Genomic DNA, 10,982 nt, shown 5'->3' with positions numbered 1-10,982 from the left:
TGCCGGACATCGCGGCCCCGGACGTCCGCTTCTACGAGACCGCCACCGCCCAGGAGGTGGACGGCCGACTGCGGGAGCTCGCCGCCCTGCGGGCGGAGTGGGAGGACCTCGTCGGCTACTGCGCCCTGGCGGTCCGGAAGAGCCAGCTGTACCGGCTCCTCGGGTTCGCGAGCTTCCGCCAGTACTGCGAGGAGCGGCTGGGGCTCGCGGCGCGCTCGATCGAGGAGCGGGCCAAGGTCGAGGAGCGGCGCTGGGCCTCGCCGGCGCTCCAGGAGGCGAAGCGCGAGGGGCTGCCGTTCGAGAAGCTGCGGCTCCTCTCGAAGCTGCCCGAGCCGGAGATCGCCCGCTGGGCCGCGCGGGCGAAGGGCCTCACCTGCGTCGCGCTCCGGCGCGAGCTCGAGGGCGAGGCCGAGCGGCGGATGCGTGCGCAGGGGAGGCTGGCCGTCCCGCTGGCGCTCCGGATGGCGGCGGTCCTCGCCGCCGCGGTGCAAGCCGTCCGCGACCGGACCGGGAGGCCGCTGCCGCTCGGGACCTGCCTCGCCGTGCTCGCGCAGCACTTCCTCGACACCTGGAAGGGCGGGAAGCGCGCCCGGACCCGCTCGCGGAAGGTCCGGGAGCGGGACGAGGGCCATTGCCAGGTCCCCGGCTGCAGCCGCCGCGCGACGCACGCGCACCACGTCCTCTTCCGCTCGCAAGGCGGCGGGGACGAGCTCGACAACCAGCTCGGCCTCTGCGCGTTCCACCACCTCCGCTGCATCCACGCCGGCCACCTGCGCGTGGTGGGGCGGGCGCCTGAGGCGCTGCGGTGGTTCCTGGGCGGGAAGGCGTGGAGCGGGCCGGAGCCCGCGAGGCGGTCCGGCGAAGGGGTGGAGATTTCGGCGGCGTGAGTCCGCGGGGCGAGGGGAGCAGGGCCCGACCTCGACCGCGACTGCGACCGCGACCGCGACCGCTACTGCGACCTCGACCGCGACTGCGACCGCGACAGCGACCCCGACCTGCGGACGGCAACGCCCGCCAGCGGGCGGCGGGGTGGCCCTCCGAAGGAGCGGAGGTCGACCTGCGTGAGACCGCGCTCGCCCTACTGCCGCCAGCAACGCCGGTGCCGCGCCGGCGCGCGGACCTCGTGCGCCGTGTCGGCGCGGCACGTTGCGTTGCCCGGCGTTCGCGCGTTTCTGAACCGGCCGCCGTACCTATCCGGTAGGTCGTCCGGAGCGACGCGGGAGGGCCACCCCGCCGCCCGCTCGGAACCCCCGCCAGCGTTTCTGCTCCGGCCGTCGTACCTATCCGGGAGGTCGTCCGGAGCGACGCAGGAGGGCCACCCCGCCGCCCGCTCGGAACCGCCGCCGGCGTTTCCGCCGCCGAGCGCGCCTGAGCGCGGCCTCGCGTCACGGTCCGCCCCACCTCGCCCGCAGCCGGGCGGCGTAGGCCTCCGGCGCCTCGGTGTGCGCGTCGTCGCCGGCGAGGAGCGGCGCGAACCAGGTGTCGTAGTTCGCGTAGGAGGCGCGGAAGGCGGGGCGCGCGCAGAGCCTCACCTGGAGCGTGTGGCGCGGGTCGGGCTCGGGGGCGGACAGGAACGCCAGCGTGAACGCGTGCTGGCCCTGCTCCTCGTAGAAGGCGACCGCCTTCGCGAGGCCCGCGCCGAAGGCGGCCGCCTCGGCCGGGTCCAGCTCGACGAGGCTGCTCTTCCCCGGCAAGAGGCCCCACAGCTCCTTCTGGTGCGCGGGCGCCCAGGCGGCGAGCCACTGCACCGGCCCGCTCGCCCCGACGGCGCGCGGCCCGCCGCGCTCCTGCGCCAGCAGCGCCTCCCAGGCGTTCGCGCCGAGCCGCGCGGCGGCGTCGCGGCCGGCCCGGAGCAGCCGGGCGACGCCCGAGTACGGCGCGCTCCGGACCTGGACCTGGAGGTGCGGGTGCGGCACCGACGAGCCGCCGGGGGCGAGGAAGTTCATGCCCGCCACGTGGTGGACGAGCGCCGGGTCGCGCGCCCGCGCGCGCCGCCCCAGCTCGGCCGCGGCGGCGAGCGCGGTGCCGAGCGCGTCGGCCGCGAGCCGCGACGGGAAGAGCGCGTGCGCGCCGGGGTCGAGCACCACCACCGCGTCGAGGCTCGCCTTGGAGAAGAGGTTCGGGAAGGCGATCGAGCGCCCCACCCTGAGCTGGCCCTCCGGCACCAGCGCCGGGTCGAAGCGCGTCGCCTTCTCGGCGGCGGCGCAGAACGGGCAGCCAGCCCGCGAGCGCTCCTCGAGCTCGCGGAGCAGCGCCGGGTCGGTCGAGCCGAGGAAGGCGCGCGCCTTCTCGCCGAGCGCGGCGTTGATCGACGCGACGGTTCCGGTGAACGGGTCCGTGCGGTGCTCGATCACCTGCTCCACCGGCTGGCCGGCCGGGTCCACGAACCGGGTCCGCTCCACCGTCGCCGCGAGCTCGATCATGCTGCCTCCGGGTGAAGCCCGGATTCTGGCGCCCTGGAGGAGCGGCTGCAAACCCGAACGCGGGACCTGGCGGGTGGGGGCCGGCGCGCGGCCCGGCTGCCGCGCTCACCGGGCGGCGGGCCGCGGTGTCCAGGTCCCCACCACCGCTCCGCCGACGATGAGCGCCATCGCCGCGGCGGCGGTGGGCCCGAGGCGGCCCTGGCCGGACAGCGCGATGAGGAGCGTCGAGAGGAGCGGCGTCAGGTAGGCGAGCGTGCCGACCACGCGGGGGTCGCCGTCGCGCAGCGCGCGGTCCCACAGGTAGAAGGCGGCGCCCATCGGGCCGACGCCGATGGCGAGGAGCGGGAGCGCGTCGCGCGCGGCAAAGTGGTAGCGCGGCTCGAAGAGCGCGTGGCAGAGGAGCGCCAGGGCCCCCGACACGAGGCAGAAGGCGCTCACCGCCGAGGTGGCGAAGCCGCCCAGCCGGCGCGTCACGAGCGAGAAGGTGGCCCAGATGACCGCCGCCGCCACCGCCAGGGCGTAGCCGAGGAGCCCCTCCCGCGCGAAGCCCAGCCGGCCGCCGGTGACGAGCAGCGCCGCCCCCCCGAAGCCGAGCAGGGCGCCGAGGAGGTGGCGCGGGCGCAGCGCGGTGCCCGGGACGAGGAGCGGCGAGAGCACCACGATGAGGAGCGGCCAGAGGTAGTTGAGGAGGTTCGCCTCCACCGCCGGCGCGAGGCGCAGGGCGAGGAAGAGGCAGAAGTGGTAGGCGAAGAGCCCGTACACCCCGAGCAGGAGCACCTTCGGCGAGAGCCCGCGCAGGGACAGGCGCCGGGCGCCGCACAGCCCGCCGAGGAGGAGCGCGGCGCCGACGAGCAGGAAGGGCGGCACCCTCCGCAGCGAGATGCCGAGCGCGGCCAGGGTCCCCCACAGCGCGATGGCGGCGAGCGCGGCGGCGACGGCGCGGCGGTTCGGGGACATGGCCGCGCACCTTACCATCGGCGCGCGAGCGGCCGGCGACCCGGCTACCGCCGCACGGACCCCTGCGCGTCCACCGGCACCTGCAGGTCGCCGAAGCCGGCCAGCCCCTGCAGCCTGAGCGCGGCCCCGCGCAGGAGGTCGGCGATGCCCTCCGCGGCGCCGACGGTCGAGAGCCGCACCGGCAGCGTCACCACCGCGTGCCCGCGCGGCGGCACCGCCGCGAGCGGGTGGGCGCCGCCGGAGAGGAGGTCCTGCTCGCCGACGCGCAGCCCATAGGTGAGCGCCCCCACCGGCAGCGGGAAGGCGTTCCCGTTCTCGATCCGGACCTTCACGTCGAGCGCGAGGTGGGCGAGCGAGGCCTCCTTGACGGAGATCCCCTCGATGCCGATCGCGGGCGGGCGCGGCACCGCCACCCGGCCCTGGTGGTCGAACGGCAGGTCGATGGTCCCGAGCGCCGAGCCGACGCCGGCGCTCCCGCTGATCCGGTAGCCGACCTCGGCGCGCGTGAGCAGCGTCTCGACGAAGTTCGGGACGTCGCGCCAGCGCAGCCGCACCGGGATCGCGAGCGCGGTCGAGCCGCGCGCCGGGATCTGCACGCCGGCGGGCAAGGTCCCCTCCCCCACCTGGCGCCCCTCCACCTCCAGCTTGTAGGCGAGGCGGCGCAGATCGAGCCCGAAGGCGTTGGGGTTGTCGAGGCGGTACTGGAGCGCGACGGTGACGCCCTCGAGGTCGAGCTGGTCGGCCGACCAGGACTGGTAGGTGAGCCGCGGCGCCTCGAACCCGGCGCCGGCGAGGCGCTGCAGGAACGCGCACCCCGTGAGCGAGAGGGCGAGCGCGGCGGCGAGGGCGAGGCGATGGAGGCGCATGGGCCGCCACTCCTATCAGCCCCTGCGCGCGGGCGCCAAGTCAGGGCGCGAGCTTCACCATCGGCACGCCGTAGGCCCCGGAGGGCAGGTAGGCGTAGCCGCCGCCCACCACCACGTCCCACGGGTACGCCTCGGTGCGGAAGAAGCGCTCGAAGGCGGGCTGGCGCGGGTCGGAGAGGTCGTACACGAGCAGTCCGGGGTCGGCCCAGCTCGCCATGAGGAAGAGCTTCCCGGCCGCCGCGCGGCGGAGCCAGGCGCCTCCCCCGCGCACCCGCTGCTCGCTCGCGACGGCCATCGCGCCGAGGTCCAGCGCGTACAGGCGCACGGTCGCGCCGTCGCTCGCCCAGGTCGTGGCGGGTACCCAGCCGACGCCGCCCGCCGCCTCCCCTTGCCAGGCGTCTCCCTGGAGCTTGACGCTCCCGTCGAGCCGCGCGCCGCCGTCCGTGAGCGTGAGGCCGTGCGCCCAGGTGACCGGGGTGCTCGCGTCCGTCCACCAGCTCTCGAGCGTGAAGACGCGGCGGCCGTCCTCCGAGGCGCCGTAGAGCACGCCCGGCACGTTCACCCCCGCGAGCAGGAGCGGGCGCGCCGGATCACCGAGGTCGACGCGGTCGAGGAAGTAGCGGCCGCGCGCGGCGATCCCGTCCCACGCGAACCGCGTCAGCCACGCGAACCGGTCGACGACGCGCAGGCCCCACGACCAGCCGTCGGCGAGGTCGACCGTCGAGGCGAGGCGCGGCTGGTCCGGATCGGAGAGGTCGTAGACGCGGAGCTGGCCCGCCGCGCCGGCCGGGCACGTCCCGGCGCAGGGCCAGCCGGAGCGGTGCACGACGAGCGCGTGGCCCACCAGCGCCGCGTCGGCGGCGAAGCCCCAGGGCCGCGTCAACCCCGCCCCCACCGGCGTCGGGAGGCCCATCCCGAGGCCCGGGACGCCGCCGCCGAGCGCGTCCGCCGGCAGGTCGATCCTCCCCCGCGCGCGCGGCTGGGCGGGATCGGTGAGGTCGTGCCCCTCGAGCCACGCCCTCCCGCTCGCCCAGTCCACCGCCAGCAGCCAGACGAGGGCGCCGTCCTGGTACAGGCTCGCCTGGGGCGCCGTCACCGCGACGCGCGCGAGCGGCGCCGCGGCGTCCGGATCGAGCGCTGGCGTGACGGCGAGCTCCAGGTCGCCGCGGTACCAGTCGCCCGAGAGCTCGACGGCGTGGTCGCCGAGGAGGGCCAGCGTCGTCACGGAGCGGGCCAGGTCGAGGCGCGCCAGCTCGCGCGGCGCGGCGCGGTCGGTCGCGTCCACGGTCTGCAGCGCGGCGTCGGAGAGGGCGGCGAGGCACGACGCCACCTGGTCGAGCGGGAACGAGCGCTTCACCGCGCCGGGGTGGTGGAGGAAGCCGCGCAGCGTGAGCGCGTCGCGCGTCCAGTCGAGGAGCTGCGTGCCGCCCTGGTAGCGGAAGCTCGCCGCGTCCCAGCCCTGCACCGGGACGAGGACGAGCCCGGGCCCCGTGGCGGGCGGGTCGAGCACGATGAAGGCCTTGCGCAGGTCGTCGGGGGAGACCGGCACCCAGCCGAAGCTCGTGCCGAAGGTGGCGCGGTCGAGGAGCCGCGGCGCCGCGAGGTCGCTCACGTCGAGGAGCGAGACCGCAAGCTGCGAGGGCGTCCCGGCCTCGCTCGTGTGGCCGAGGGCGAGCAGGCGATCGCCCCGCGGCTCGATGAAGTCGAGCTGCCCCGGCATGGAGAGCGCGCCGGCGACGCTGGGCTGGGCCGGGACGGTCGCGTCCACCACCCAGAGCGGATCGGTGATGCGCGCCGTCACGAGGTAGACCCGCGCGCCGTCGAAGCGCGCCGCGGTGAGCGACTCGGCCACGTCGATCGCGAGCTGGGAGACCGGCGTCGCGGCCTCCGGCGTCGGGCTCGCCCAGATCTGCAGGAGGGCGCCGGCGTTCCAGCCGGTCGCCGCGACGGCGCGGAAGAGCCCGGTCGCGGCGTCGAAGTCCATCGACCAGCGGTCGCGCACCGCGCCGGGGCAGGTGACCTCGACGCCGGCCACCAAGGCCCCGCCCGGATCGGAGATGTCGACGGCGCGGAAGCGCGTGACCGGGCCGCTCGCGTCGGCCGACCACCCCGAGAACGCCAGCGTGACGCGCTCGGCGGTGACGTGCGCGTGCGCGTCCCAGCCGCCGGCGGGGAGCTGGAGGTGCGCCACCTCCGCCGGGTGAGCGGGGTCCCGCACGTCGAAGCTCGCCACCGTGACGGTCTCCCACCCCGCCCCGGCGACCGCGCCGGAGACGGCGCCCGCGCCGCCCGAACCGCCCGAGGCGACGCCGGTCGCGATCCCCGGCCAGCCGTACCAGGGCGACTGCCGCGAGACCACGTAGAGGACGTCGCCGACGAGCCGCGTCTGGACGAGCTCGCCGTCGACGGGGAGCTCGGTCGCGACCGCGGGGTGCGCCGGGTCGGAGACGTCGACCGCGAACAGGCGCGACCCGCGCTCGGGCTGCGTCGCGCCGGCCGCCTCGCGGAAGGAGAGGACGTCGCTCACCGCCACCAGCGCCGCGCTCCCGCGCAGGTAGAGGTCGACCGGCGTGCCCAGCAGCGGGAGCCGCGCGAGGAGGATCGGCGCGGCGGGGTCCGCGAGGTCGATCGCCTGCAGGCCGCGGAACGCGTTCAGGACGTAGAGCGTCGTCCCGGCCCGCGCGTAGACGTCCGCCTCCTCCACGGCGCGCGCGGCGGCCGCGCCGCCCTGGGGCGCGGCGGCGGGCCCGGGCGCTCCCGCCGTCGCGGTCCCGCCGAACCGCGCGCTCCCGGGCGGCGGCGACTCGAACGCGCTCGCGCCGACCGCATGCGGACCCGCTCCCGCCGCGCTCTCGCCCTGTCCACGGCACCCGAGCGACCCCAGCGCGACCGCGGCGAGGGCAGCGAGGAACAGACACGGCCGGAAGCGCGTCATGGAGGCCTCCCTCCCGGGACTTGGCCGATCCATTCACATTCTTCACAGCCGATCCACAAGGATTCCCGGGGCCCCACCCACACGGCCTTCCCCAAGCCTTTCCGACGTTCTCCACAGCGCCGTCCACCGCCGGGCATCAGACCTCGGGAGTACCATCCGCCCGCCGATGAACGACTCCGAGCCCCTGCGACGCGGCGGCGCCGCGCCCGCGTTGCAGCTCCGCCCCTCGCGCGATCTCCCTCACAACCTCGAGGCCGAGCAGGCGGTGCTGGGGGCGCTCCTCATCGAGGAGACCGCCTTCGACCTCGTCGCCGACCGGCTGAAGCCCGAGGACTTCTACCTCCAGGCGCACCAGCTCGCCTTCCAGACCTGCGCCGAGCTCGCGCAGGAGAAGCAGGCCATCGACCCGGTGCTGCTGCACCAGCGGCTCGAGGCGAAGGGGCTGCTCGGGGCGGCCGTCCCGCGCGACCTGCCCTTCGCGCTGGCGAAGGGGCTCGGCACCGCCGTCAACGTCCGGCACTACGCCGCCATCGTGGCGGAGCTGGCGCGGGTGCGCCGGGTGCAGCTCGTGGCGCAGGCGGTGCTCGCGCGCGGCTACGAGGCGGGCGCGAACGTCCAGGAGTTCCTCGAGACCTCGCAGCAGGAGATCTTCGCCGCCGCCCAGGGCGGCACCACCGAGACCCTGCGGCTCATCCAGGAGCCGCTCGTCAAGGCGATCGAGACCATCGACGCCACCCAGGCGCGGGTGCGCGCCGGCGAGAGCACGCTCACCGGCGTCCCCACCGGCATCCAGGCGCTCGACCAGAAGCTGCTCGGGCTGCAGAAGGGCGCGCTCATCGTGCTCGCCGCCCGCCCCTCGGTCGGCAAGACCGCCTTCGCGCTCAACATCGGCACCTACGCCGCGACCAAGGCGCAGAAGCGGGTCGCCATCTTCTCGCTCGAGATGCCGTCCGAGCAGCTCGCCATGCGCATCCTGGCCGCCGAGGCGAAGCTCGACTTCTGGCGCATGACGCAGGGCCTGCTGCAGCAGAGCGACTGGGACCGCATCATGCAGCACGGCGACCGCATCGGCGGCTCGCGCATCTGGCTCGACGACAACTTCGTCCTCTCGCCGGTCGAGCTGCGCGCCAAGTGCCGCAAGATCAAGCGCGAGGGCGGCCTCGACCTCGTCATCGTCGACTACCTCCAGCTCATGAACGTCTCGGGCGCGCAGTCGCGCGAGCAGGAGATCGCCATCATCAGCCGCTCGCTGAAGAGCCTGGCGAAGGAGCTGGAGGTGCCCATCCTGGCGCTCTCCCAGCTCAACCGCGGCGTCGAGAAGCGCAAGGGCGAGCCGCCCATGCTCTCCGACCTGCGCGAGTCGGGCGCCATCGAGCAGGACGCCGACGTGGTCATGTTCCTGCACCGCCCCGGCGACGAGAAGGACCAGGACGGCGCCGGGCCGGCCAAGGCCGACGTGCAGGAGATCGAGCTGCACATCGCGAAGCAGCGCCAGGGCCCGACCGGCGTGGTGGAGCTCGTCTTCTTCAAGACGAACACCTACTTCGCCGAGAAGCAGCGCGGCGGGTGAACCGCGCGGCGGCCCGCGGCGCTCAGGCGCGGGCCGCCGGCGCCGGGCGCGCGCGCCGGCCCGCGGCGGCGCCTCCCGCCGCGGGGATCGCCGCAGGCGCCTCCAGCCGGAAGGTGGCCACCAGCGCGGCGAGCTCCTCCGCCTGACCGGACAGCTCGGCCGCCGCCGAGGACGACTCCTCGGAGCTGGCGGCGTTCTGCTGGACGATGGTGCTCATCTGGCCCATCGCCCGGTTGATCTGATCGACCCCCGCGGTCTGCTCCTGGAGCGCGGCGGCCAGCGCGGCCGTGAGCTCGGTGACCTGCTCGACGGTGGCGAGGATCTCGCCGAGCTTGTCGCCGACCTGGCGCGCCGTGGTCTCCCCGTGCGCCGCCTCCTTCACGGACTGCCCGATGAGCTCGTCCGTCTTGCTCGCGGCCTGCTTGGAGCGGAGCGCCAGGGAGCGCACCTCCTCGGCGACCACCGCGAAGCCGCGGCCGGCGTCACCCGCGCGCGCCGCCTCGACCGCGGCGTTGAGCGCGAGCAGGTTGGTCTGGAAGGCGATCTCGTTGATGTCCTTGATGATCTGAGCGGTGCCCTCGGCCGCCGCCTTGATCTTCAGCATCGCGCCACCCATCTGCTCCATGGCGGCGGTGCCTTCGCCGGCGGCGCCCTTCGCGGTGGCCGCGAGCGCCGACGCCTGCTGGGCGCCGTCGGCGACCTGCTTCATCGTGCTCGACATCGACTCGAGGCCGGCGGTGGACTCCTCGATCGAGCTCGCCTGCTCGGAGGCGCCGCTCGCCAGCGCCTCGCTCGTGGAGGCGATCTGGGCGGAGGCCGAGGAGACGTGGCTCACGGCCCCCGCCACCTGCGCCAGCGCGTCGTGCAGCGCCTGGGCGGTGGCGTTCAGCGCCTCGGCGATCCGGGCGTGCTCGCCGCGATACGCGCCGGTCACGCGCGCCTCGAGGTCGCGGTGCGCCAGGCGCTGCAGCGTCCCGGCGGCCTCGTCGAGCGGCTTCGTCACCGCGTCGAGCGTGCCGTTCACGCCCTCCACGACCTTGCGGAAGTCGCCGCGGTGCCGCGCGGGGTCGGCGCGCCTCGACAGCTCCCCGGCGATGGCGCCCTGCGCGAGCCCGTCCACGTCCTGCACCAGCGCCTTCACCGCGGCGATGCAGGCGTTGAGGTTCTCCTTCATCAACTCGAACTCGCCCCGCTGAGGCTCGGCGATCGGAGGCGGGAGGTCGCCCTTCGAGATCCGGTCCACGTACTCGGCGGTGAGCCGCAGCGGCCTCGCGAAGGCGTCCAGGATGCCGTTGATCCCGACCACGACCGGCCGGAACTCGGGGCCGACGGCGGCGGGCTCGCCCCGGACGTCGAGCGCGCCGGCCTGCACCGCCTCCTCCAGCGTCCGCGCCTCCGCCAGCACCCGGCGGATGGCGCCAGCGATCGACCGGACGAGCCACACCGCGATGGCCGCGAAGAGCGCCGCGATCAACGCCGAGGTGCCCCACAGCGCGAGGGCGATGGCGCGCTCGGCCCGCTCGGACTCCGCGTGGAGCGCCGCCGCGTCCACGGCGGTCTGCTCGATGAGCTCGTTCACCACGTCCTGGAGCGGCGCCGAGGAGGCGATGAGCTTCTCGTAGGCCTGGAGCACCGCGGTGTCCGCCGCCTGCGCCGCGCCTCCCGCCCGCTGGCGCTCGACGACGCCGCGCGCCGCGGCGCAGTCGCGCCGCCAGGCGGCGGCGAGCGGCTGGTACTCGCGCCAGAGCGCCGACGTCTTGGCGCCGTGCGGCAGCGCCTGGTAGTCCTGCTCGCCCTTCGCGATGCGCGCCAGGGCGGTCGCGACGCGCTTCTCGGCGTCCGCGCGCACCTCGTCCCTCACGCCTGGGAGCACGAGGAGGGCCAGGTTGGCCCGGACGGCGGTCTCGGCCTGGCGAATCGACCAGAGGGCGCTCGTCCCGGGCAGCTTGCGGCCGCCGTAGTTGTCGACGATGGCGCTCAGGGCAGTGGTGTTCACCTGGCTCACCGCGGCGAGCGCGATCACGAGGCCGAAGACCAGCGCCAGCGCGCTCACGATCCGGGTGGAGATCCTGGTCTGCGCGAACATGTGGGCCTCACGTACCGTGAACAAGACGGGCGGCAACCCTGCCGGGTCGAGCATGGGACATGCCACGGTGGGTGAATAGACAAGGGCGCGGAATGACCCAGCGCCGGGGTGGCGCTGCTACACCTCGCCGCAGCGCCACCCAGAC

General features: G+C 75.5%; 7 protein-coding genes. 2 read left to right on the top strand and 5 right to left on the bottom strand.

The window, feature by feature from the left end; genetic code table 11:
• Window positions 1-887 (top strand): HNH endonuclease (locus HWY08_RS13000; protein ID WP_176065780.1); only part of this gene is annotated, 887 nt, incomplete at its 5' end.
• A 498-nt stretch (window positions 888-1,385) separates the two neighbouring features.
• Here HWY08_RS13000 and HWY08_RS12995 read toward each other — a convergent pair.
• The 4 genes from HWY08_RS12995 to HWY08_RS12980 all read right to left on the bottom strand — a co-directional run bounded on the left by HWY08_RS12995 (window position 1,386) and on the right by HWY08_RS12980 (window position 7,181).
• The gene (locus HWY08_RS12995) at window positions 1,386-2,423 is read right to left on the bottom strand and encodes a hypothetical protein (RefSeq protein ID WP_176065778.1); all 1,038 of its coding nucleotides are present in this window, start codon (window positions 2,421-2,423) and stop codon (window positions 1,386-1,388) included.
• Between the two features lie 105 nt (window positions 2,424-2,528).
• The gene (locus HWY08_RS12990; RefSeq protein ID WP_176065776.1) at window positions 2,529-3,380 is read right to left on the bottom strand and encodes a DMT family transporter; all 852 of its coding nucleotides are present in this window, start codon (window positions 3,378-3,380) and stop codon (window positions 2,529-2,531) included.
• A gap of 44 nt (window positions 3,381-3,424) precedes the next feature.
• Window positions 3,425-4,246, bottom strand: coding sequence for an LEA/WHy family protein (locus tag HWY08_RS12985; protein ID WP_176065774.1), 822 nt, complete (start codon window positions 4,244-4,246; stop codon window positions 3,425-3,427).
• A gap of 40 nt (window positions 4,247-4,286) precedes the next feature.
• Window positions 4,287-7,181 carry a beta-propeller domain-containing protein gene (locus HWY08_RS12980; RefSeq protein ID WP_176065772.1) on the bottom strand — a complete coding sequence of 965 codons (2,895 nt, stop codon included), beginning with the start codon at window positions 7,179-7,181 and terminating at the stop codon, window positions 4,287-4,289.
• A gap of 166 nt (window positions 7,182-7,347) precedes the next feature.
• Here HWY08_RS12980 and dnaB point away from each other — a divergent pair, with 166 nt between their 5' ends.
• A complete protein-coding gene (gene dnaB / locus HWY08_RS12975; RefSeq protein WP_176065770.1) occupies window positions 7,348-8,751 on the top strand; it encodes a replicative DNA helicase in 1,404 nt (467 codons plus the stop codon).
• A 22-nt stretch (window positions 8,752-8,773) separates the two neighbouring features.
• Here dnaB and HWY08_RS12970 read toward each other — a convergent pair whose 3' ends face one another.
• Entirely contained in the window at window positions 8,774-10,837 is a 2,064-nt protein-coding gene (locus tag HWY08_RS12970) for a methyl-accepting chemotaxis protein (protein WP_176065768.1), read from the bottom strand.
• Between the last annotated feature and the right edge of the window lie 145 nt (window positions 10,838-10,982).

This window comes from Anaeromyxobacter diazotrophicus, assembly GCF_013340205.1.
In the GTDB taxonomy this organism is placed as follows: Bacteria; Myxococcota; Myxococcia; order Myxococcales; family Anaeromyxobacteraceae; genus Anaeromyxobacter_A; species Anaeromyxobacter_A diazotrophicus.
Note: the sequence above shows the minus strand (reverse complement) of the source record. Positions and strands in the feature narration are given on the sequence as shown.

Excerpts from the sequence above, each read along its gene's own strand:
- HWY08_RS12995 (WP_176065778.1), bottom strand. The coding sequence starts at position 2,423 with ATGATCGAGCTCGCGGCGACGGTGGAGCGGACCCGGTTCGTGGACCCG.
- HWY08_RS12990 (WP_176065776.1), bottom strand. The coding sequence starts at position 3,380 with ATGTCCCCGAACCGCCGCGCCGTCGCCGCCGCGCTCGCCGCCATCGCG.
- HWY08_RS12985 (WP_176065774.1), bottom strand. The coding sequence starts at position 4,246 with ATGCGCCTCCATCGCCTCGCCCTCGCCGCCGCGCTCGCCCTCTCGCTC.
- HWY08_RS12980 (WP_176065772.1), bottom strand. The coding sequence starts at position 7,181 with ATGACGCGCTTCCGGCCGTGTCTGTTCCTCGCTGCCCTCGCCGCGGTC.
- dnaB (WP_176065770.1), top strand. The coding sequence starts at position 7,348 with ATGAACGACTCCGAGCCCCTGCGACGCGGCGGCGCCGCGCCCGCGTTG.
- HWY08_RS12970 (WP_176065768.1), bottom strand. The coding sequence starts at position 10,837 with ATGTTCGCGCAGACCAGGATCTCCACCCGGATCGTGAGCGCGCTGGCG.